Source organism: Brevibacterium gallinarum, from assembly GCF_014836885.1.
Classification (GTDB): Bacteria; Actinomycetota; Actinomycetes; order Actinomycetales; family Brevibacteriaceae; genus Brevibacterium; species Brevibacterium gallinarum.
Map to the genome: position 1 here is coordinate 146,035 of NZ_JACSPY010000005.1, position 22,499 is coordinate 168,533.

Below are 22,499 nucleotides of genomic sequence, written 5' to 3' on the forward strand. Positions count from 1 at the left end.
CGCAACGATTTCAGTCGCCGGTTCAGCCTCGGGCGGGCAGCCCGAGTGAGGCGCGCGCACCGGCGAGCAGCTGGGCGCGCACGATGTCGCGGTCGATGCGCCGGGCGACATAGGGTGTCGAGTTGATCATGCCGAACACGGCATGGACCCGCACGGTCGCCTCATCGAGGCTGAGTGCGGGGTCGAGGGCGGTGAGCTGCTCGGCCCACAGGGTCACGTACTGCCGCTGCAGCTGCCGCACCCGGCGGCGGGCCTCATCGGGCAGCGCGGTGAAGTCACGATCCTGAATCCGGATGAGCTCCGGCTCGCGGAGGGCGAAGTCGACATGGAAGTCGATGAGCCGGCCGATGAGCGCAGCCGCGCCCGAGGCGCCGGTCGCCTCGGCCAGCAGCTCGCGGCCGCCGGTGTGCAGGTACTCGGAGATCCCGACGAGCAGCTCGATGAGGATCGCTTCCTTCGACGCGAAGTGCCGGTAGACCGCTGGCCCGGAGATCCCGGCCCCGGTGCCGATGTCCTCGATGCCGACAGCGTGGAAGCCGCGTCGGGCGAACAGCCCCTTGGCCGCCTGCAGAATCGCCTCGCGGCGCTGCGCCTTCGCAGCCGCGCGGACACCACCGCTGGGGGAGTGGGTGGCAGCCGGGACAGCAGAGGCGTTCATGGCCGACAGCCTAGCTCAGTGAGTCGCCGCTAACCGAATCATCTCAGGGCCGCCGGAGCCGATGCCCACAGCGCGGCAGGAGTTCGCGTGCGGATCAGTGTGGGCGCTTCCAGTTGTGTGCGGTGGGCGGTGAGGCACCCCGGCTGGTGATGCCGGATGCGGCGGAGGGGAGGAAGCGCAGATCTCCCAGCGGCAGGCGCACCTCGGGGCTCGGATGGGACAGCGAGGCGATCATCTCGCAGGCACGGTCCTGCCTGCGCTTCATGAGGGTGAAGCTCAGCATGACGCCCACTCCGCAGGCGATGAGCGGAATGGTGACGACGACGATGCTGATGATGCCCCCTATGACCTGCCCGTTGCCGAAGAAGTACAGCGGCGCGAGGACGGCTGGGACGATGCACAGGATGCCGGCGGCGACGGGGATCCTCCAGTCACCGGGTTGGTATCCGCCGGGGAAGTTCGGCAGGCCGTCAACACCGCGGGCCAGCCGTCCAGGCTGGCTGCTGGCCCATTCGAGCACTGTTTCGATGACGCTCGCGCGGTATCGGTCAGCTGCCCGCACTTCGATGCCGAGACTGACGGCTGCCGCGATGAGGATGCAGAAGCTGGCGAGCACCGCCGCCCCCCCGATGGCGCTGCCGGAGCCGGGGGAGCGGTGATCGAGCCAGAACCCGAGCGCGATCACCGCCCAGGACGCGATCCACAGCCCGATCAGCGTCATCGTCACACGCCTGAGGAGCCGGCAGCGCCGCCAGGCGCGTCCGGCGACAGCAGTGAGCACAGCCTGCAGCTGGCGGGCCTCCGCCGTGCGCACGGCATCCGGGCTGGGTGCGGCAGCTTCGGCGCGACGCGCCCGCGCCAGCTCGGCGACAGCCCGGCCGCGGTCGGTGAGTCCGAGGGCGCGGGACAGCTGGGCGTCGCTGAGCGCGGCGACCATGAGCTGTGCATCGGCGTGGGAGGTGTCCATGACTTCACACTAAGTCCCGGCCGCCGTGTCAGCCGGTGCGCGCATGTGGCAGGGCTGCCACAGCCGGGGAGCCGGACCGCCGCAGACGCCAGTCGGCAGCAGGGCCGCCCGACGCCAGTGCCGGCCGGCAGCTGTGCTCGCCGCCAGAAGTGCCGGCCGGCAGCTGTGTTGTCCCTCACGTGAATCGTTCGCTACCATAAGACTCGGTTAACGATCATTAACTGAACTGTCGGGAGATCACATATGCCAGTCATCGGCTCACCGGTCGATCCCGCCACCGCAGAGGCCAACGCATCCGCCCACGCTGAGCTCATCGCCGAGCTGCGCCAGCGGATCGAAGCCACTGCCCACGGCGGCTCTGAGAAGTCACGCGAGAAGCACCTCGCGCGCGGCAAGCTGCTGCCGCGTGACCGCGTCGAGAACCTCCTCGACCCCGGCTCACCGTTCCTGGAGCTCTCCCCGCTGGCCGCCAATGGCATGTACGACGACGCCAGCCCGGGAGCCGGCATCATCACCGGCATCGGCCGGGTCGCCGGCCGCGAATGCGTCATCGTCGCCAACGACGCCACCGTCAAGGGCGGCACCTACTACCCGATGACGGTCAAGAAGCACCTGCGCGCCCAGGAAGTTGCCCGCGAGAACCGCCTGCCCTGCATCTACCTCGTCGACTCCGGCGGGGCGAACCTGCCCAACCAGGACGACGTGTTCCCCGACCGCGAGCACTTCGGCCGGATCTTCTACAACCAGGCGACCCTCTCTGCTGCCGGCATCCCGCAGCTGGCCGCCGTCATGGGCTCCTGCACCGCCGGCGGCGCCTACGTCCCGGCGATGGCCGATGAGTCGATCATCGTCCACGAGCAGGGCACGATCTTCCTCGGCGGCCCGCCCCTGGTCAAGGCCGCCACCGGCGAGGTCGTCACCGCCGAAGAGCTCGGCGGCGGGGCCCTGCACTCGCGCACCTCCGGTGTCACCGACCACCTGGCCGCCAACGACTCCCATGCCCTGGAGATCATGCGCGACATCGTCGCCACCCTCGGGCCCAAGGACGCCCCGGCCTGGCAGCGCACCGAACCCGAGGCGCCGGCCCACGACCCGGCCGAGCTCACCTCCATCGTCCCGACCGACTCGAAGGTCCCCTACGACGTCCACGAGGTCATCGCCCGGATCGTCGACGGCTCGAAGTTCCACGAGTTCAAAGCCGAATACGGCACCACGCTCATCACCGGCTTCGCCCGCATCGACGGCCATCCCGTCGGCATCATCGCCAACAACGGCGTGCTGTTCGGCGAATCGGCGATGAAGGGCGCCCACTTCATCGAACTGTGCGATCAGCGCGACACCCCGCTGCTGTTCCTGCAGAACATCTCCGGCTTCATGGTCGGCCGCGACTACGAAGCCGCCGGCATCGCCAAGCACGGCGCCAAGATGGTCAACGCTGTGGCCACCGCCCGGGTGCCCAAGTTCACCGTCGTCATCGGCGGCTCCTACGGCGCCGGCAACTACTCGATGTGCGGGCGCGCCTACAGCCCGCGCTTCCTCTGGATGTGGCCCAACGCCCGCATCTCCGTCATGGGCGGAGAACAGGCCGCCAGCGTGCTGGCCACCGTGCGCCGCGACGCCATCGAAGCCCGCGGCGAGGACTGGCCGGCCGAGGCCGAAGCCGAGTTCAAGGCCCCGATCCTCGATCAGTACGAAGCCCAGGGCAACCCGTACTACTCGACTGCCCGCCTGTGGGACGACGGCATCATCGAACCCGCCGACACCCGCCAGGTGCTCGCACTGGCCCTCGAGGCCTGCCGGTACGCGCCCCTTGCCCGCCCGCTCGACGCGCCAGGCTATGGCGTCTTCAGGATGTGATGACCGTGAAGCTCTTCGACACAATCCTCATCGCCAACCGCGGCGAGATCGCCCTGCGCGTCATCCGCACATGCCGGCGCCTGGGCATCCGCACCGTCGCCGTGTACTCTGATGCCGACGCCGAGGCCGCACACACCCTGGCAGCCGATGTCGCCGTGCACCTCGGCCCGGCTGCCGCCAGCGAGTCCTACCTCGTCATCGACAAGGTCATCGCCGCAGCCCAGGCCACCGGCGCGCAGGCGATTCACCCCGGCTACGGCTTCCTGTCTGAGAACCCCGCGTTCGCCCGCGCCTGCGAAGAGGCCGGCATCGTGTTCCTCGGCCCGACGGCCGATGCGATCGAGACGATGGGGGACAAGATCACCGCCAAGCAGGCGGTGGCCAGCCACAACGTGCCGCTCGTGCCCGGCGTGTCCGAAGGCGGGCTGAACAATGAGCAGCTCGCCGCCGAGGCGGTGAAGATCGGCTTCCCGGTCCTCATCAAGCCCTCGGCGGGAGGCGGCGGCAAGGGCATGCACGCCGTGTTCGAGGAATCCGAACTGGCCGACAGGCTCGCTGCCGCCCGCCGTGAGGCGGCCAGCTCGTTCGGCGATGACACCCTGTTCCTCGAGCGCCTCGTCGCCACTCCCCGCCACATCGAAGTGCAGGTGCTCGCCGATGAGCACGGCAACGTCATCCACTTAGGCGAACGCGAATGCTCCCTGCAGCGCCGCCACCAGAAGGTCATCGAAGAGGCCCCCTCGGCGCTGCTCGACGAAACCACCCGCGCCCGGATCGGTGAGGCCGCCTGCAACACCGCCCGCTCGGTCGGCTACCGCGGGGCCGGCACAGTCGAATTCATCGTCGCTGCCGATCAGCCCGATGAGTTCTTCTTCATGGAGATGAACACCCGCCTGCAGGTCGAGCATCCGGTGACCGAGGAGGTCACCGGCATCGACCTCGTCGAATGGCAGATCCGCATCGGCGCCGGTGAGGAGCTCAGCCTCACCCAGGACGACATCACTGTGAACGGCCACGCGATCGAGGCCCGCATCTACGCTGAGGATCCCTCCCGCGGCTTCCTGCCCACCGGCGGCCAGGCCATCGACGTCATCACCCCGGAGGGCGAGGGCATCCGCGTCGATGCCGGGCTGGCGGCCGGGCAGTTCATCGCCTCGGACTACGACCCGATGATCGCCAAGCTCATCGTCCACGCCCCCGACCGGGCCAGCGCCGTGCAGAAGCTCATCGCCGCGCTCGGCCGCACCGCAGTGCCGGGGATCGTGACGAACATCGATTTCCTGCGCACGCTCATGAGCCGTGACGACGTCAAGGCAGGCGAGCTCGACACCGGGCTGATCGACCGGATGAGCGAAGACGAACTCGCCCACACCCCAGCCGAGCTCGACCTGCTCTTCGCCGCCGCGGCGATCATTGAACGCGAGCAGCGAGCCGCGACCGCCGTCGGCGCGGTGACCGTCGACGGGGCCGACCCAGCCGGCGCCTCGGCGTGGGACCGGCCGACCGGCTGGCGCACCTCCCGCCCGGTCGAGGTCACGGTGCCGCTCGTGCACGCCGGAACCGCACACGAAGCGATCTGGCGCGGCGAGCAGGTGCGCTGGAGCGCCGACGGTGAGTGCCGGCTCGTCAGCGGCGGGCGCACCCACCGTGCGCGAGTCGCCACCGCCGGGGACACCGTATGGGTGATGAGCGAACGCGGCATCTTCGCCTTCACCCGCCCGCAGGCTGACACCGCCCTGGACCCCGGTGCCGCCGGGGCCGACATCACCGCCCCGATGCCCGGCGCGGTCATCGACGTGCGGGTCGACGACGGCGCCGAGGTGAGTGCCGGCACGCCGGTCGTCGTCGTCGAGGCGATGAAGATGGAGCACGTGCTCACCGCCCCCGCCGACGGGATCGTGCACCTCAGGACCCAAGTCGGCACCCAGGTCGCACTCGACGAGGTGCTCGCCACCATCGTCGACGCTGATGCAGAAGAAGACAGCCAGGCAGAGAAGTGAGGATTCACCATGACGACGACATTCACCCCGGGAATGCTGCCCGACGAGTACGAGGACCTGCGCCAGCAGGTCGCGAAGTTCACCGACACTGAGGTCGCGCCGGTCAGCGCCGAACTCGATGAGAAGCGCGAGTTCCCGTATGCGCTGGTGAAGAAGATGGGCCAGATGGGCCTGTTCGGACTGCCGTTCGACGAGGAATACGGCGGCATGGGTGGCGACTACTTCGCCCTGTGCCTGGCGATCGAGGAGATCGCCAGGGAGAACCAGTCGCTGGCCATCACGCTGGAAGCGGCCGTGTCGCTGGGTGCGATGCCGATCTACCGCTTCGGCACCGAGGAGCAGAAGCGCGAATGGCTCCCGCAGCTCACCGACGGCTCCGGCCTGGCCGCCTTCGGCCTGACCGAGCCCGAGGCCGGCTCCGATGCCGGTGGGACGAAGACGAAGGCGACGCTGACTGACGGTGAGTGGACGATCAACGGCGGCAAGTGCTTCATCACCAACTCCGGCACCGACATCACCCGGCTCGTCACCGCCACCGCGGTCACCGGCACCCGCACCGGCCGCGACGGTGCGCAGAAACCGGAGATCTCGACGATCATGATCCCGGCAGGCACCCCGGGCTTCACCGTCGAGCCGAAGTACGACAAGGTCGGCTGGAACTCCTCGGACACCCACCCGCTGACCTTCGAAGACGTCAAAGTCCCGGAGGAGAACCTGCTCGGTGAGCGCGGCCGCGGGTATGCGAACTTCCTGCGCATCCTCGATGAGGGCCGCATCGCTGTCGCCGCACTCTCAACCGGTGCCGCCCAGGGGTGTGTCGACGAGTCGGTCAAGTACGCCAAGGAGCGCACCTCCTTCGGCAAGCCGATCTCGGAATACCAGGGCATCTCGTTCAAGATCGCCCGCATGGAGGCCCGCGTCGTCGCTGCCCGTGCTGCCTACTACCTGGCGGCCTCGCGGATGATCGCAGGGCTTCCGTTCAAGAAGGAGGCGGCCGTGGCGAAGATGATCGCCGGTGACGCCGCGATGGACAATGCCCGCGATGCCACGCAGATCCACGGCGGCTACGGCTTCATGAACGAGTACCTCGTCGCCCGCCACTACCGCGACTCGAAGATCCTCGAGATCGGTGAGGGCACCACCGAGGTGCAGCTCATGCTCATCGCCCGCGACCTGGGGCTGTGAGGCTGAGGGGCCGCGGCTGAGGCTCAGCAGACAGCGGGGTCGCGACGAATCGTCGCGGCCCCGCTTCGTCGTGTCAGGGGGTTGTCCGTGCATCGTGCTAGGCTTGAGTAAGCAGAAAAGCTATGCTGCTGAAGGAGGCGGACATGGCTGTCCAATCACTCGCTCACCCGAACGGCACTCTCAGACAGCGGCTGGACGAGATCGACACCGCGGTGTCGATGGTGGTCGTCTACGACATCGTCAGAGAGGCAGGGAGCTCTCTGGCTGGTTACTGCTCTCGCCGATCTCTATGGCATACGGACGACGAGCGTGAGAAGGACTATTGGAGTACGCGCGCCCGGTTGGTGCGCTCGCAGATTCGCCGCCTCGATCCTAATGACCTCCTCGGTCTCATCGTTCAGGGCGACGCGTGGGTGGATGAGCTGGCGGAACTCGATCGTCAATATCCTGCGTAGTCATCTTCCAAGGACCCTGCGGCTTGATACCGGGTCTCCGGAACGACCGTTGTCAGTGCGTCGTGCGACTCTCGAAAAGACAAGGCCATCACATGGGTGATACCACTCGGAAAGGGGCCTTGTGGCCGTCCGAGTACCTCATATTCCCCACGCCACACTCAGGCAGCGGCTCGACGCCATCGACACCGCAGTGACGATGACGGTCGTCTATGACATCGTCAAAGACGCCGGCGAAAGCTTGGCCGGTTACTGTTCGCGCCGTGGACTCTGGCATACGGATGACGAGCGTGAGAAGGAATACTGGACTGCTTGGTATCTGCTTGTGTGTGCTCAGATTGACGGGCTCGACCCGGACGACCGCCTGGGCCTCATTGTTCAAGGCGATGTGTGGCTCGACGAGCTGGCGGAGCTGCGACGGCAGTCCGTAGCTGATTCTTACTCAGCAGCGTCAAAGTGAACCCGTGAGCGAAGAAGCCTGTGCAGCTCAGGGCTGTCCTGCCGATCTTGTTCCAATCTTGAGGAGATGAATATGAGTACCATGCCCGGATCGATCACGGCGATCACCGTCGGTTTGCTTGCAACAGTCGCGCTTCTGATAACCCTCTACGCGGCCGGAGCGCCGGTATGGGGACAGGTCGTGCTCCTGGTGTGTGCGGCAGTCCAAGCCATCGCATTGTTGCTGTGGATGAATGATCAACGACGGAGGCGGACACGATGACCGAGCGTTACCTGTCTCTCAGCGAAGTGGCGGAGCTGCTAGAGGTGCAGCCCGCGACTCTCTCTCGCGGTACAAACTGCCAGAACCTGATGCGCTGATCGGCCGCACTCGCGGCTGGCGACGAGAGGCGATCGTCGAATGGAATGCGTCCCGGCCCGGTCGAGGCTGGCGCAAGGGACAGTCCGGCACTCAATAACGGGGTATCCGGACGCCGCAGTCTTCGCGGTTAGGGGAGTGGCATCGTCCGGCGCTGGTGGCCCAGGGCCTGATATCTGAACTGCTGTTGGCCGGCATGCTCAACCCCAGAACGCGAAGGTCTCATCACGGTCGATGCAGCGCAGCGCCGCGTTGATGTCCGGGCTGGGCATGAAGAGGTCGTAGTACCGCCAGCGCAGGTTCCGGTTCATCCGATAGATCGACCATTCGCCGCGGCTGGCGGTGTACCGCAGGCGCGCAAAGGTCTCTTCTATCCAGTCGTGGTCCTCGCCTGATCTGCCGGGGCACAGATTCCACAGGCTGATGGTGACAAGGAGACGTGAAACAGTGCAGGTGACGTATGTCCGCTGCCGCAACTCCTCCGGAGAGTGTTCGAGACACCACTCTTCGATGCGGCGTATATCCCGTTCCGGTATCGCCATATCGAAACGGCAGCAGGTCCGTGGAAACGCGCGGTGGCGTCACGGAGCTCTGGAATCCTTGAGGTACCCGACCAGAAGCGCGGCGGTTCCGCGCGCGTGCTCGAGCGCCGCATGCTCAGCTTCCGTCGGACTTCCGCTCAGCACCGCTTCCAGAATCGCGCGGTGCTGTTCATTGGAGTGCGCCAGGTTCGTATTGATCATCGGGATGCGATCGAGCATCGCGTTGACCCGGTCGCGCACCTCCGCGGCCGCCTTGTGCAATGACGGGGTGCCCGTCAGTTCAGCGATTGCGAGGTGGAATCGAGAATCAAGCTGACGATACTGGCTCGGCTCGGCGGCATCACAGGCATCGCAAGCTTCGCGCAAGTGCCGACGCTGCTCGCCGGTCAGCGGCGCCTCCGCCGCGAGTCGAGCGGCTGCCGAATCCAGCACGGCTCGGAACTGCAGTGCATCGTTGAGCTCGGATTCGTCGATCGGACGATGCAGCTCATGGTCTGCTGGCAGCCCAATAACGAATGCTCCACCGTAGCGTCCGCGCTTGATGTCAAGGACGCCTGTCTCCTGCAGCTCGTGGAGGACGTCGCGAAGCGTAGCTCTTGAGACTCCAAGGCTTTCAGCGAGCTCCCGTTCGGCGGGGAGCTTTTCCCCCACCATGTACTGGCCGAGGCTGATGGCGCGCAGCAAGCGAGAAAGGGTCTCTTCAAAGACGTTTCCGGTGCGTACCGTGCGGATGTCGCTCACCTATGTCTACCCCTCTTCCGAAGTGTCTGCCTCACCGTAGAAGTATACGGAACCCTTGACACCGGCATGTGATCGGGGTTACATTCTCATCAGTTTAATGGTTTGTAAGCAGACCAATAAAAGCATTTTTGGGCAGGGGTCCTGATGAAGCAAAGAGTTGAGTACGGCAGCGTCGCCGACAACTACATGGAGAAGCGCCAGCTGCGCAGCGGAGCAGCCGGATGGATCCTGCTGGCAGGTCTGGGGGTCGCATATGTGATCTCCGGTGACTTCTCCGGCTGGAATCTCGGCCTGGCCGAAGGCGGCTGGGGCGGACTTGCCATCGCGTTCTGCCTGATGGGAATCATGTACGTGTGCATGACTCTTGGACTGGCAGAACTGTCTTCCACGCTGCCGACTGCGGGGGCAGGTTACGGCTTCGCGCGGAGGGCCCTTGGTCCACTTGGAGGTTTCGCAACCGGAACCGCGATCGTCATTGAGTACACGATGGCGCCTGCAGCGATCTCCACGTTCATCGCAGGCTACGTGCAAGCCCTTGGAATCCTCCCGGAAAGCGTCCCCAACTGGGTCATCTACCTCGTCGCCTATCTCATCTTCGTCGGCATCCACCTCTGGGGAGTGGGCGAAGCGCTGCGGCTGATGTTCCTCATCACCGCTATTGCGGTCATCGCCCTCCTCGCCTTCGTCTTCGGCATGATCTGGCACGTAGAACCGGCCAACATGTTCAACATCGCCCCTGACGGATCACTCGGATCAAGCGAGTTCCTGCCCTTCGGAGTCTCCGGGGTGCTGGCATCGCTGGTCTTCGGCATCTGGTTCTTCCTCGCCGTTGAAGGCGTACCTCTCGCCGCCGAAGAATCCGCCAACCCCAAGCGCGACATGCCGCGGGGCATCCTCACAGCGATGGGATTGCTCGTCGTCTTCGGTGCGCTCATGCTCATCATTGTCCCCGGCACGGCTGGCGCAGACGCGATGGGCGTATCCGACAACCCGCTGCCAGAAGCAGTGAGGACCGTGTACGGAGAGAACTCGATGCTGGCCACGTTCGTCAACTGGGCCGGCCTTGCGGGTCTGATCGCCAGCTTCTTCTCGATCATCTTCGCCTATTCGCGGCAGCTCTTCGCACTTTCGCGTGCTGGCTACCTGCCGAAGTTCCTGTCGCTAACTGGAAAGCGCAAGACGCCCTACATGGCGCTCATCATCCCGGGCATCATCGGGTTCGCCCTCGCGGTCGCGACCGGTGGCGATGGCGGAATCCTGCTGAATGTGGCGGTGTTCGGTGCCACGGTCTCCTACGTCCTGCTCAACCTCTCCCACGTCGTCCTGCGGTTCAAGGAACCGCATCTTGAGCGCGGGTACCGCACGCCCGGTGGAGCAGTCACCACGATCACCGCACTGGTGCTGGCCTCTGTCGCCGTCGTCGCAACCTTCTTCGTCGACATCGTCGCCGCTGGAATCGCTGCCGCTGTGTTCCTCGTCTTCCTCGCGTACTTCTGGTTCTACTCGCGCCACCACCTTGTGGCGAAAGCTCCCGAAGAGGAGTTCGCCCAGATTTCCGAAGCCGAATCGGGTCTGCACTGACGATCGGCACATCTCAACTCACTGACCATATCCACGGAAGGATCTCAATGACCGCGCCCACAGGATTCGGCGACCCGCAGCGGGTCACCACCGGTTCAAACCCAGCACCGGCCCTCACCCGTGAGGATCTCATCAGCCTCGTCGATGAAGGAACGATCGACACCGTCGTCGTCGCGTTCACCGACGTCCAGGGGCGGCTGCAGGGAAAGCGGCTCGGAGCGCGCTTCTTCGTCGACGATGCCATCGACCACGGCTCCGAGGGATGCAACTATCTGCTGGCCGTCGACGTCGACATGAACACTGTCGAGGGCTACGAGATGTCGTCGTGGAGCACCGGCTACGGAGACCTCGTCATGAAACCGGACCTCTCGACACTGCGGCTCATTCCGTGGCAGCCGGGAACCGCACTCGTCACCTGCGACATCGAATGGACCACCGGCGAGCCCGTCGTCGCCAGCCCGCGGCAGATCCTCGCAGCCCAGGTCAAGCGACTCGAAGAGCGCGGTCTCACGGCGTTCGCCGGTACTGAGCTGGAGTTCGTCACTTTCGACACCAGTTACGAGGAGTCCTACAACCGCGCCTACCACGACCTCACCCCGTCGAACCAATACAACGTCGACTACTCCCTGCTGGGCACCGCCCGCATCGAACCGCTGCTGCGTGACATCCGCAACTCGATGGCCGGGGCCGGAATGTACGTCGAAAGCGCCAAGGGCGAATGCAACCTCGGCCAGCACGAGATCACATTCAAGTACGACGAGGCGATCCGGTCGTGCGACAACCATGCCGTGTACAAGAACGGGGCGAAGGAGATCGCCTCCCAGCACGGCAAGGCCATTACTTTCATGGCGAAGTTCAACGAACTGGAAGGGTCCTCCTGCCATGTGCACCTGTCCTTCCGCGGACTCGACGGCGAGCTCGCCATGGCCGGTGACGACGAGCACGGGTTCTCTCCGCTCATGGGCCAGTTCATCGCCGGCCAGCTCGCCTGCATCGAGGACTTCACCTACTTCCATGCCCCCAATATCAACTCCTACAAGCGCTTCGTCGAAGGCTCCTTCGCCCCGACAGCAGTGGCCTGGGGCTTCGACAACCGGTCGTGCGCCTTCCGGGTCGTCGGCTCAGGCCCGTCGCTGCGCGTCGAGTGCCGCGTGGGCGGCGCTGACCTCAACCCGTACCTTGCCGTCGCCTCGCTCATCGCCGCCGGCATCTACGGCATCGACAACGAACTTGAACTGCCACCCATGACCGACGGCAATGCCTACGCTTCGGATGCCCGCCGGCTGCCGACGACGCTGCGCGATGCCCGCGACCGCCTCGCGGAATCCGACATCGCCCGCGAGGCCTTCGGTGAGGAGGTCGTCAAGCACTATGTCAACGCTGCGAATGTCGAGCTCATGCAGTTCGAGGCAGCCGTCACAGACTGGGAGCGCTTCCGTGGCTTCGAACGGCTCTGACGCGCCCGAGGCGGTCGTCCCGCCGCGGATCGGAATCACGACGTACATGCAGCCAGCTGACTGGAGTCACTGGCGCGGCGTCGAGGCAGCACTCATCCCGGCGGAGTACGTGCGCATGGTCACCGCTGCCGGGGGAGTGCCGATCCTGCTGCCGCCGCATGGCACCCACCCGACGATGCTCGACGCGGTCGACGGGCTGCTCATCTCCGGAGGAGCAGACGTCGGCCCGGAGACCTACGGTGCCCAGGCTCATCCAACGACTGCCGCACAGTCATGGCGGGACGAACATGAGTTCGCTCTGCTGGCCGAAGCCCGCGACCGGGGCATGCCGGTGCTCGGTATCTGCCGCGGGATGCAGGTCATCAACGCGGCATTCGGCGGCACACTGCACCAGCACCTGCCCGAGATTCTCGGCCACTCCGACTATCAGCCTGCCCCGGGCGTCTACGGCGAGGTAACCGTTCAGATCGAACCGGGCTCCACTGCTGCCGCGCTGCTCGGGGCTGAGACGACGGCACCATGCTTCCACCACCAAGCCGTCGACCGCCTCGCCCCCGGACTGCACGTCACCGGGCGGGCCGCCGACGGGACGATCGAGATCCTCGAGCCGGCCGCCGCCTCGGGAACGGAAGCGCTGAGCGCTGAAGCCGCGCTGCCCGGCAGCGGCTGGCTGCTCGCCGTGCAATGGCATCCCGAACACAACAGCGCTGATGCGCGCATCGTCACAGGACTCGTCGCCGCCACCCGCAGCTACCGCACCGACACGTCCGGAGGAGGACAATGAGCACCTATGAGGTCATCAACCCCGCCACAGCCGAAGCGATCCGCACCGTCGAGCTGGCCGATGTCGCAGCCGTCGATGATGCGATCGAACGCGCCCAGCGGGCGTTCGAGCAGTGGCGGGCCGTCGCGCCGAGCGACCGCGCCCGCCTTTTGCGCCGCTTCGCCGCCGTGGTCGACGAGCACATCGACGAACTCGCCGAACTCGAAGTGGCCAACTCTGGGCACACGATCTCCAACGCCACCTGGGAAGCCGGCAACGTACGCGACGTGCTGGAATACTCCGCCGCTGCTCCCGAACGCCTCTTCGGCCGGCAGATCCCGGTCGACGGAGGCATCAACATCACCTTCGCCGAGCCTCTCGGCGTCGTCGGCGTCATCGTGCCGTGGAACTTCCCGATGCCGATCGCCGCATGGGGATTCGGCCCAGCGCTGGCCGCCGGCAACACCGTCGTGCTCAAGCCTGCCGAGGTGACCCCGCTGACGGCTATGCGGATCGGTGAGCTCGCACGCGAAGCCGGCATCCCCGAGGGTGTGCTCACGATCCTGCCGGGCAAGGGCTCGGTCGTCGGCGAGCGATTCGTCACCCATCCCGGCGTGCGCAAGGTCGTCTTCACCGGGTCGACCGAAGTCGGCAAGCGGATCATGGCCGGCTGCGCCGACCAGGTGAAGAACCTCACCCTGGAACTCGGCGGCAAGAACGCCAATATCGTCTTCCCCGACGCCGACCTCTCAGCCGCAGCCGCCGCAGCACCCGGCGGTGTGTTCGACAACGCCGGCCAGGACTGCTGCTCCCGCTCCCGGCTGCTTGTCCACGCGGACGTGTTCGACGACTTCCTCAGCGAGCTCAAAGACGCCGTCAGCGGGTTCCGGTGCACTGACCCGACAGACCCGGACGCGGACATGGGGCCGCTTGTCACCGCCGCCCACCGCGATTCCGTCGCAGCCTATGTCGACGGTGCCGAGGTGGCGTTCCAGGGTGAGTGCCCGACCGGCCCGGGCTTCTGGTTCCCGCCGACGGTCATCACCCCCGATGACATCACCGCCCGTGACTTCAACGAGGAGATCTTCGGCCCCGTGCTGTCCGTCGTGCCGTTCCGCTCAGAGTTCGAGGCAGTCTCGATCGCGAACAACACCGAGTACGGACTCTCCGGTTCGATCTGGACCCGTGATCTCGACCGGGCGATCCGCGTCTCCCGGTCCGTCGAAGCCGGCAACCTGTCGGTCAACTCCCACTCATCGGTGCGGTACTGGACGCCGTTCGGCGGCTACAAGCAGTCCGGCCTTGGCCGGGAGCTCGGCCCCGATGCGGTCGCCGCCTTCACCGAGACGAAGAACGTCTTCATCGCAGTCGGCCCAGCCTCGGACTGACCGCGCTGACCTGATCCCAACAGCATTCCCTGACAGAAGGAGAACTCCGTGAACACACCAGTCGTCGCCGGCCGGATGGACGGCAAAGTCTGCGTCATCACCGGTGGGGCCTCGGGCATCGGCCTGGCGAGTGCCCGCCGCTTGGCATCCGAAGGCGCCACCGTCGTCATCGCCGACCTTGACGAGACCCGCGGCCCGGAGGTCGCCGAGGAGCTCGGCGGACTCTTCGTCCGCACGAATGTCGCCGACGAAGACAGTGTCAAGGCACTGTTCGAGCAGACAGTCGCCGCGTATGGACGCGTCGATGTGGCCTTCAACAACGCAGGCATCAACCCGACCGAGGACAACTCGATCCTCACCACCGGGATCGAGGCGTGGGCGAAGGTGCAGACCGTCAACCTCACATCGGTCTACCTGTGCTGCAAGTACGCCCTTGAGCACATGGTCAGGCAGAAGTCCGGCTCGATCATCAACACTGCCTCCTTCGTCGCCCTGCTCGGCGCGGCGACCTCGCAGATCTCGTACTCCGCCTCGAAGGGCGGAGTCCTGTCGATGAGCCGCGAACTCGGCGTGCAGTTCGCCAAGGAGGGCATCCGCGTCAACGCGCTCTGCCCCGGACCGGTCAACACGCCGCTGCTCGAAGAGCTCTTCGCCAAGGACCCGGAGCAGGCGCAGCGCCGCCTCGTCCACGTTCCGCGCGGACGCTTCGGCGAGCCCGAGGAGATCGCCGCCGCCGTGGCCTTCCTCGCCAGCGACGACGCCTCCTTCGTGAATGCCGCGACGTTCACCGTCGACGGCGGGATCTCAGCGGCATACGTCACCGCTGAGTGACACTCCCGCACACGCCCGCCGCCTGAGAGCACACCGCTCCCGAGGCGGCGGGCGTGTCTGCGTGTCGGGTCGCCTCTCGGCGGGCGACCGGCTCCTCGGGCCCGGCAGACGGTGCGTGGTTGAATGGCAGAGATGACTGCCACGCTGCTCCTCCTCGCCGGGCTCGCGCTGCTCGATGCCACGAGCATCGGCACACTCGGCATCCCGCTGTGGATGCTGCTTGCCCAGCGGGTGCGCATCAGTCTCGTCTTCGTCTACCTTGCGGTGCTCGCTGGGTTCTACTGGCTCGTCGGCGTCGCGCTGTACTATGGCGGGCTTGCTGCGTTCAGCTGGATCGGCGCGTGGTCGGGGATCCCGTGGATCGAGCTCGTGCTCGGCGTCATCTGCCTCGCCTCGGCATTCCTGCCCCGGCGCCTGTGGGAAGGGCAAGTGGGTTTCGCCAACCGGTTCCAGGACAAGGTGGCCGTCACCGGGACCTTCGCCACCGCCTCGGGCCTGGCGCTCATCGCTGGCCTCATCGAGATCACCGGCATGTACCCCTACCTGGCCGGCATCGGCGTCATCATCAACGAGGGCCTGCCCGGCGTCCTGACGCTGGCAGCCTACGCCGTCGTCATGGTGCTGCCGGCCCTCATCCTCGCGATCATCCGGCTGCTGGTCCATGAGCGGATCGAGCCTGCGCTCGCCGGTTTCCGCGCATGGGTCGAGCGCAACACCGGCACCGTCACGGCGGTGACCTTCTTGGTCATCGGCGTGCTGCTCATCTTCGACGCCGTGGTCAATCGGTTCGGGTGGATCGGGTGACTGGCAGATCGAACTGCGAGACGTTGCGTTCTGTATATTGACCCTTTTGTGATGGCATCCGTAGAGTGATGAGCACTCGCGAATATATTCCATCCCGCGATGCTGTGCCAGCAGACACAACGATGTGATCTGGAGTCGCGGAGCGACTCGGAACGGAGGCGACCGTGATCCACCTTGCCCAGTCGCGCGACATCGGCGCGATCGCGAATCTGCCGCTGCTGTGGGTTCTCGCGCTCTGCGTCTTCGGCGTCATCATCCTGCAGTCGATGATCTATATGCGTGCCGTCAAGCGAAACGCCGAGTCCGCGGACATGAGCAAGGCCGAGGTGCGAGCGGCATTCCGTGCGGGCGGAGTCGCATCCATCGGGCCGTCCTTGGCCGTGGCGCTGGTCGCCATTGCACTGCTGCCGCTGTTCGGCACTCCGCCGGTGCTCGTGCGCGTCGGTCTCATCGGATCTGCAGCCACCGAGGTGGCTTCGGCATCGCTGGCATCGGGGACCATGGGAGCCGACCTCGGCGGGCCGGAGTACAACCAGACGGTCTTCGTTGTGGCGCTGATGGCCATGAGCCTCTCGGGGGCTGGCTGGATGATCTCTGCGCTCATCCTCACGCCGATCTTCAAGCGCGGTTCGGTCAAACTGCAGCAGGTCAACCCGGCACTCATGTCCGTGGTACCCGGTGCCGCACTGCTGGCGGCGTTTGCCGCACTGACGATGACCGAGCTTCCCAAGTCGACAGGACACATCATCGCAGTCGCCGCCTCGGCGGTCGTCATGCTCATCTCACTGCTGGTCGCGCGTGCACTCAACCTCGCCTGGCTCAGGGAATGGGCGCTCGGCTTCGCGATCGCCGGTGGCCTGGTCGCTGCCTACTTCGCCCACTACGCCGGCCTCGGCCCGGCGGCATGACCGACTGCGACAACGAGAGGGACTGATCATGGCAACGGCAACCACCACCCCGTCGCATGAAGCATTCGAGCGGACCACGAGCACCTGGGGCACGATCACCTTGAGCATGGGCCTTGTCATCGCGACGTCCATGCCCTTTCTGCTGTGGATGTTCTCCGATCTCGACATCACCTGGGCGCAGATCGGCGTCGCCTTCCTTGCCGTCTTCGCTGTCTATGGCGCCTTCTACGTCATCGAACCGCTGACGTACTTTCCGATCCTCGGACCGGCAGGTATGTACCAGGCCTTCATGATCGGCAACGTGGCCAACAAGCTGCTCCCGGCCGCGATCGTGGCCCAATCGACGATCGGAGTGAAGCCCGGCACCCGCAAGTCAGAGTATGTCGCGACCGCTGCGATCTGCGGGGCAGCGGTCGTCCACGTCGTCTCGATGCTGCTCTTCGTCGGGCTGCTGGGCACCTGGCTGGTGTCGATCACGCCGGATTCCATCACCGAGGTTGCGCGCATCTACATCCTGCCGGCGATCCTCGGTGGGGTCACGGTTCAGCTCATCGGAACGCTCAAGCAGTTCAAAGGCACGATCATCGCGCTGGGTGTTGCTGCTGTCATCATCCTCGTTGCCGTACCGCTGCTCCCTGTCATCTCTCCGGGTGGCACGGCTATCGCCGTGCTGCTCACCATCGTCCTCACCTGGGTGCTGCGCGACCGGCACACCCGGCCAACCGATCCGCAGAACATGACGTCGATCAACTGACCGACCCGACTCACTGGAGGAACCTTGACGCCTGAATCCCGTGCGAGCCACACCGCTGGCAGTGGCCTGAGCAACGCAGCTGTGGCCGACCAGCTGGAAGCGATGATGCCGCAGCTCGAAGCCGACTACCGCGAGTTCCACGCGCATCCGGAACTGTCGATGCAGGAGACCTGGACTGCCGGCCGGATCGAAGAACACCTGCGCGAACTCGACCTGACTCCGCAGCGCTTCGGCGGCACCGGCGTCGTTGCCGTCGTGGAGAACGGAGACGGCCCAGTCGTCGCCTACCGCGCGGATACGGACGGCCTGCCGATCGATGAGGACACCGGTCTCGAGTACGCCTCCACGGTACGCGGGACGCTGGCCGACGGCACCGAGACGCCCGTGATGCACGGCTGCGGACACGACACCCACATCACAGTGGCACTCGGCATCGCCAGGCTGCTGACCAGCAACCGGGAGGCATGGTCGGGCACCGTCATCATGATCTTCCAGCCGGGAGAGGAAACCGGTGAAGGCGCGCTTGCCATGCTCGAAGACGGACTGTGGGAGAAGCTGCCGAAACCGCAGGCTGTCTACGGCCAGCACGTCTGGCCGAACTTCGCCGGCCAGGTGAGCCTGTCAGCAGGCACGGCGATGGCCATGTCGGACTGCCTGCGAGTGACGGTGCGCGGCAAGCAGGCGCACGGCTCCCAGCCCGAGGCTGCGATCGACCCGATTGTGCTCGCAGCCTTCATGGTCACGCGACTGCAGACCGTTGTCTCACGTGAGATCTCCGCCCGCGAGGCGGTGGTCGTGACGATCGCGACGATCCGCGGTGGTTTGAAGGAGAACATCATCCCGGACTCCGCAGAGTTCACGATGAATATCCGCACCTTCAGTGAGGAGGTGCGTGCAGACGTTCTCGCCGCGATCGAGCGGATCATCTACGCGGAAGCCGAGGCCTCAGGTGCTCCGAAGCCGAGCATCGAAGAGATGTACCGGTTCCCGCGCTGCTACAACAGCCCCCAGCATGCCGAGGAGCTGAAGAGCGTCTTCTCATCGGCGATCGGTGAGGACAATGTCGAACTCACCGAGCCGGTTACCGGCTCTGAGGATGTCGGTCGGTTCGGTGACTCCATCGGCGTGCCGTACGTGTACTGGTTCTTCGGTGCGTACTCGGAAGAGAAGATGGCGACCGAAGGCGGTCCTGCAGGCAACCATTCGCCGTTCTTCGCTCCTGATGAGGTCGCCAAGACCTTGAGCACGGGTGTGCGCACCGGGATCGCTGCGATCCTGCACGAGCTGCAGCGATGAGGGAATAGTTGGCTGCGCGGACTGCTGGCCGCGGTGGTTCAGATGTGCGATTCTTGCAGGTGAGACCGTTTGATCGAGTGTCGCGCTGAGGAGGCAACATGTATTTCATCGTCGTCAAGTTCCCCGTCAAGGATGAGAGCGTCGAGCAGTGGCCGGAGATCGTCCGCGAGTTCACCGAGGCGACCCGCGCTGAACCGGGCAACCTGTGGTTCGAGTGGTCGCGCAGCCTGGACAACCCCAACGAATTCATCCTGTGCGAGGCGTTCACCGACGAGGGCGCGGAACCGCATGTCACCAGCGACCACTTCGCCAAGGGACTCGAAGCGATGAAGCCGCACATCACGGCGACGCCAAAGATCCTGTCGCGTCAGGTCGACGGCGATGGCTGGGACGAGATGGGCGAACTGCAGGTGTGAGGAGCCACCTCACTGGCTTCACAGAGTCCAGCATCGTCTGAATCCCCAGAAGTGAATGCGATCTGACCATGCTCTGGGTATCGTTGCAGGTCAATTAGTATGCTCCCCGCGCACGCGGGGATGAGCCCCGGTGCTCCTTCTCAGCAAGCTGCCGGGCGGCATGCTCCCCGCGCACGCGGGGATGAGCCCTGAGGGCAGATGTGCTGATGGCGCGAGCCGGGATGCTCCCCGCGCACGCGGGGATGAGCCCTCTGGTCGGGATTGCGACGATCGACCTCACGAATGCTCCCCGCGCACGCGGGGATGAGCCGTAACGGAAGATGTCGAACTCGGCGGTGTAGTTATGCTCCCCGCGCACGCGGGGATGAGCCCTACACGCCAGCAGCCCAATACTCACGCGCATGATGCTCCCCGCGCACGCGGGGATGAGCCCAGACCGGCATACCGTTGCAGTGTCAACTCGGCATGCTCCCCGCGCACGCGGGGATGAGCCTGGTTGATGATCTCCAGCTGGTACTCGACGCTGATGCTCCCCGCGCACGCGGGGATGAGCCCTCTTCGAGACCGCCGACGCGCAGATCGGCATCATGCTCCCCGCGCACGCGGGGATGAGCCCCACGCCGTCAGAGGCTCGCGAGAAACGGTGCCATGCTCCCCGCGCACGCGGGGATGAGCCCCACGAGGAGACAACATGAACACAAGACCAGACATGCTCCCCGCGCACGCGGGGATGAGCCCCGTAGGAACCGACCTCAGCGATCTGCTGGCCCATGCTCCCCGCGCACGCGGGGATGAGCCGCCTGCGAGAGACTCCACTTTCGGCCCCATCGTATGCTCCCCGCGCACGCGGGGATGAGCCGTAGTCCCCGGCGCGGCGTCCTGCCTCAGTGAAATGCTCCCCGCGCACGCGGGGATGAGCCGCGCTGGGACTCCAACGGAAGCGCCCGGTGCTTATGCTCCCCGCGCACGCGGGGATGAGCCCAGCCCGGCCTCGATGTGCCGCTGGTAGGCGTGATGCTCCCCGCGCACGCGGGGATGAGCCCCCCCCCTCCCCGTCGACTACGCGGCCGACCGAGGCATGCTCCCCGCGCACGCGGGGATGAGCCCTCCCAGGGCCTCGATACGGCCCGCCCCGCCCGATGCTCCCCGCGCACGCGGGGATGAGCCCGGTCTCAACGATGACCGATGAGACGGCACCAGATGCTCCCCGCGCACGCGGGGATGAGCCCACCTCAGCGGGCAGCCGCAGCCGCAGCTTCACATGCTCCCCGCGCACGCGGGGATGAGCCCGTGCCATAAGTTCCCCTCCAGCGGGCACCCACATGCTCCCCGCGCACGCGGGGATGAGCCGTTGGTCAACGGCATCACGTATGTCAACAAGCCATGCTCCCCGCGCACGCGGGGATGAGCCCACTGGTTTCTGTGAGGTTGTTGCCGGGGTGTGATGCTCCCCGCGCACGCGGGGATGAGCCGAGTTTCGGCGCGTTGAACCCCGGATTCGATGCATGCTCCCCGCGCACGCGGGGATGAGCCCGGCGCGGTGGATGGTGACCGGATTCTGCGTAACATGCTCCCCGCGCACGCGGGGATGAGCCCCCTCGGATGTTCACGCCGTGCGCGAGGGCCGGATGCTCCCCGCGCACGCGGGGATGAGCCCAAGGACCTCGCGGGGCGGACAAGAACACCGCCATGCTCCCCGCGCACGCGGGGATGAGCCCCAGGCCCGGTTGCGGGTGCGCCCGGCGCTGGGATGCTCCCCGCGCACGCGGGGATGAGCCTGCATCAACCGCGGCGGCCTTGTCATCGACCATATGCTCCCCGCGCACGCGGGGATGAGCCACCGGCCGGTGAGCAGGAAGTCGGCGATGAACTTATGCTCCCCGCGCACGCGGGGATGAGCCGCGGTGCCGCAACGTGTGACCAGTCCAGGCGCCATGCTCCCCGCGCACGCGGGGATGAGCCCTCCAGATCGTCATACTCCGGGCCCTCGCTCATATGCTCCCCGCGCACGCGGGGATGAGCCCCCCGACGCGTAGACCAGAGCCCACAAGTAGAATGCTCCCCGCGCACGCGGGGATGAGCCTAAGCCGTCAGCCACTGGTCATATACGGCAGTCATGCTCCCCGCGCACGCGGGGATGAGCCGGGTGAGGGTTGTGGAGGAGGCAGCGATGGGAGATGCTCCCCGCGCACGCGGGGATGAGCCCGGCTGTGGCGAAGCCCGACCCCGCTTCATTGGATGCTCCCCGCGCACGCGGGGATGAGCCCGTGCGGAGGGCGCGCTCACCTGTCGCGGCCCAATGCTCCCCGCGCACGCGGGGATGAGCCCCGTTCCGCCTCACGACGGTACAGATCGAACTCATGCTCCCCGCGCACGCGGGGATGAGCCTCGTACCTGGCGTGTGAGTACCGCATCATGGCCGATGCTCCCCGCGCACGCGGGGATGAGCCCGCAAACGTCGCGAAGACGAAGCGAAACGCCGCATGCTCCCCGCGCACGCGGGGATGAGCCCGCCGAATACGAACACCCCGACTGCCTGACCTGATGCTCCCCGCGCACGCAGGGAGCGTTTCGGGTTCTGAGCGACAAACGGCTCATCTCCGGTGCAGCCAGAGCGCAGTGACACAGGTCTCAGTGTACAAGCGATGGGCCCGGGCGTGCGGCAGGGAGAGGATTGTTCTCGAGGAGCGATCTAGGAAGCTTCCTGCTGTTGGCTTCGCTCCTCCAGCAACGCAGACAATGCCGTTATGAAGAGGGGTAGAGCCGACTGCACACTGGCCTACTCCAGGTTCGGAATCAACAGCCTGCTCATCCACGCTGCTGTCTGGCGCAGACCCGAATCGCCTCGGAGACCGAGGTCCCGGGATGCTCCGAGCGGTAGTTCTTGATGTCCTCCGGCGTGACGCCTTCAGGGAGCTTCGAAACGCCGGCAGGGTTGCCCAGGATCGGCCTGCTGAAGGCAAAGGCCGCCGCCAGCGCCGCGAGCGCTGTGAGCATGGCGGCCGTTGCGTTCCCGGCGAAGTGGAAACCGAGAGCGCCCAGCGCTAAGAGGGTGACTGAGATCGCTCTGATCATGCTTCTC

At 66.1% G+C, this 22,499-nt stretch carries 20 protein-coding genes and 1 CRISPR repeat array; of the genes, 15 read left to right on the top strand and 5 right to left on the bottom strand.

Annotation, left to right across the window (positions count from 1 at the left end; genetic code table 11):
* Positions 1–22: 22 nt before the first annotated feature.
* Together H9634_RS07095 and H9634_RS07100 are read right to left on the bottom strand one after the other, a co-directional pair.
* Positions 23–658, bottom strand: coding sequence for a TetR/AcrR family transcriptional regulator (locus H9634_RS07095; protein WP_191725995.1), 636 nt, complete (start codon positions 656–658; stop codon positions 23–25).
* 94 nt (positions 659–752) lie between these two features.
* A complete protein-coding gene (locus H9634_RS07100; RefSeq protein ID WP_191725996.1) occupies positions 753–1,625 on the bottom strand; it encodes a hypothetical protein in 873 nt (290 codons plus the stop codon).
* Positions 1,626–1,868: 243 nt separating this feature from the next.
* On the opposite strand from H9634_RS07100, the gene H9634_RS07105 reads away from it, so the two are divergent.
* The 5 genes from H9634_RS07105 (at position 1,869) to H9634_RS07125 (ending at position 7,579) form a co-directional block, all read left to right on the top strand.
* Positions 1,869–3,482, top strand: coding sequence for a carboxyl transferase domain-containing protein (locus H9634_RS07105; protein WP_191725997.1), 1,614 nt, complete (start codon positions 1,869–1,871; stop codon positions 3,480–3,482).
* On the top strand, positions 3,482–5,482 hold the full coding sequence (locus H9634_RS07110) for an acetyl/propionyl/methylcrotonyl-CoA carboxylase subunit alpha (protein ID WP_191725998.1): 2,001 nt from the start codon (positions 3,482–3,484) through the stop codon (positions 5,480–5,482). Before H9634_RS07105 ends, H9634_RS07110 begins: the two co-directional genes overlap by 1 nt.
* A 9-nt stretch (positions 5,483–5,491) precedes the next feature.
* Positions 5,492–6,667, top strand: coding sequence for an acyl-CoA dehydrogenase family protein (locus H9634_RS07115; protein ID WP_191725999.1), 1,176 nt, complete (start codon positions 5,492–5,494; stop codon positions 6,665–6,667).
* A gap of 122 nt (positions 6,668–6,789) precedes the next feature.
* Positions 6,790–7,122: a hypothetical protein gene (locus tag H9634_RS07120; protein WP_191726000.1), complete on the top strand. Its 333-nt coding sequence runs from the start codon at positions 6,790–6,792 to the stop codon at positions 7,120–7,122.
* A gap of 121 nt (positions 7,123–7,243) precedes the next feature.
* Positions 7,244–7,579 carry a hypothetical protein gene (locus tag H9634_RS07125; RefSeq protein WP_191726001.1) on the top strand — a complete coding sequence of 112 codons (336 nt, stop codon included), beginning with the start codon at positions 7,244–7,246 and terminating at the stop codon, positions 7,577–7,579.
* A gap of 557 nt (positions 7,580–8,136) precedes the next feature.
* Here H9634_RS07125 and H9634_RS07130 read toward each other — a convergent pair.
* Positions 8,137–8,478 (bottom strand): DUF3024 domain-containing protein, encoded by a 342-nt coding sequence (locus H9634_RS07130; protein ID WP_191726002.1) that lies wholly within the window; start codon positions 8,476–8,478, stop codon positions 8,137–8,139.
* A gap of 39 nt (positions 8,479–8,517) precedes the next feature.
* Positions 8,518–9,219 (bottom strand): FadR/GntR family transcriptional regulator, encoded by a 702-nt coding sequence (locus H9634_RS07135; RefSeq protein WP_318245031.1) that lies wholly within the window; start codon positions 9,217–9,219, stop codon positions 8,518–8,520.
* Positions 9,220–9,363: 144 nt separating this feature from the next.
* Between H9634_RS07135 and eat the strand changes: the two genes are divergently transcribed.
* The 10 genes from eat to H9634_RS07185 all read left to right on the top strand — a co-directional run bounded on the left by eat (position 9,364) and on the right by H9634_RS07185 (position 19,417).
* Positions 9,364–10,800: an ethanolamine permease gene (gene eat, locus H9634_RS07140; protein WP_191726003.1), complete on the top strand. Its 1,437-nt coding sequence runs from the start codon at positions 9,364–9,366 to the stop codon at positions 10,798–10,800.
* 47 nt (positions 10,801–10,847) lie between these two features.
* Positions 10,848–12,257 carry a glutamine synthetase family protein gene (locus tag H9634_RS07145; RefSeq protein ID WP_191726004.1) on the top strand — a complete coding sequence of 470 codons (1,410 nt, stop codon included), beginning with the start codon at positions 10,848–10,850 and terminating at the stop codon, positions 12,255–12,257.
* The gene (locus tag H9634_RS07150; protein WP_318245032.1) at positions 12,238–13,041 is read left to right on the top strand and encodes a gamma-glutamyl-gamma-aminobutyrate hydrolase family protein; all 804 of its coding nucleotides are present in this window, start codon (positions 12,238–12,240) and stop codon (positions 13,039–13,041) included. Before H9634_RS07145 ends, H9634_RS07150 begins: the two co-directional genes overlap by 20 nt.
* A complete protein-coding gene (locus tag H9634_RS07155; RefSeq protein ID WP_191726006.1) occupies positions 13,038–14,408 on the top strand; it encodes an aldehyde dehydrogenase family protein in 1,371 nt (456 codons plus the stop codon). Before H9634_RS07150 ends, H9634_RS07155 begins: the two co-directional genes overlap by 4 nt.
* A gap of 75 nt (positions 14,409–14,483) precedes the next feature.
* Positions 14,484–15,239 carry a 3-oxoacyl-ACP reductase gene (locus H9634_RS07160; RefSeq protein WP_191726049.1) on the top strand — a complete coding sequence of 252 codons (756 nt, stop codon included), beginning with the start codon at positions 14,484–14,486 and terminating at the stop codon, positions 15,237–15,239.
* Positions 15,240–15,371: 132 nt separating this feature from the next.
* Positions 15,372–16,043 carry a GAP family protein gene (locus H9634_RS07165; RefSeq protein WP_191726007.1) on the top strand — a complete coding sequence of 224 codons (672 nt, stop codon included), beginning with the start codon at positions 15,372–15,374 and terminating at the stop codon, positions 16,041–16,043.
* A gap of 164 nt (positions 16,044–16,207) precedes the next feature.
* Positions 16,208–16,951 carry a DUF5058 family protein gene (locus H9634_RS07170; protein WP_191726008.1) on the top strand — a complete coding sequence of 248 codons (744 nt, stop codon included), beginning with the start codon at positions 16,208–16,210 and terminating at the stop codon, positions 16,949–16,951.
* Between the two features lie 28 nt (positions 16,952–16,979).
* Positions 16,980–17,705 carry a hypothetical protein gene (locus H9634_RS07175; RefSeq protein ID WP_191726009.1) on the top strand — a complete coding sequence of 242 codons (726 nt, stop codon included), beginning with the start codon at positions 16,980–16,982 and terminating at the stop codon, positions 17,703–17,705.
* 102 nt (positions 17,706–17,807) lie between these two features.
* Positions 17,808–19,001, top strand: coding sequence for an amidohydrolase (locus H9634_RS07180; protein WP_191726050.1), 1,194 nt, complete (start codon positions 17,808–17,810; stop codon positions 18,999–19,001).
* A 98-nt stretch (positions 19,002–19,099) separates the two neighbouring features.
* Positions 19,100–19,417, top strand: a complete 318-nt coding sequence (locus H9634_RS07185) for a putative quinol monooxygenase (protein WP_191726010.1) — start codon at positions 19,100–19,102, stop codon at positions 19,415–19,417.
* Positions 19,418–19,516: 99 nt separating this feature from the next.
* Positions 19,517–21,928: direct repeats of the CRISPR family, unit length 28 nt; unit sequence ATGCTCCCCGCGCACGCGGGGATGAGCC.
* A 297-nt stretch (positions 21,929–22,225) separates the two neighbouring features.
* On the opposite strand, the gene H9634_RS07190 is transcribed toward H9634_RS07185, so the two are convergent.
* On the bottom strand, positions 22,226–22,492 hold the full coding sequence (locus tag H9634_RS07190) for a hypothetical protein (protein ID WP_191726011.1): 267 nt from the start codon (positions 22,490–22,492) through the stop codon (positions 22,226–22,228).
* Positions 22,493–22,499: the final 7 nt, after the last annotated feature.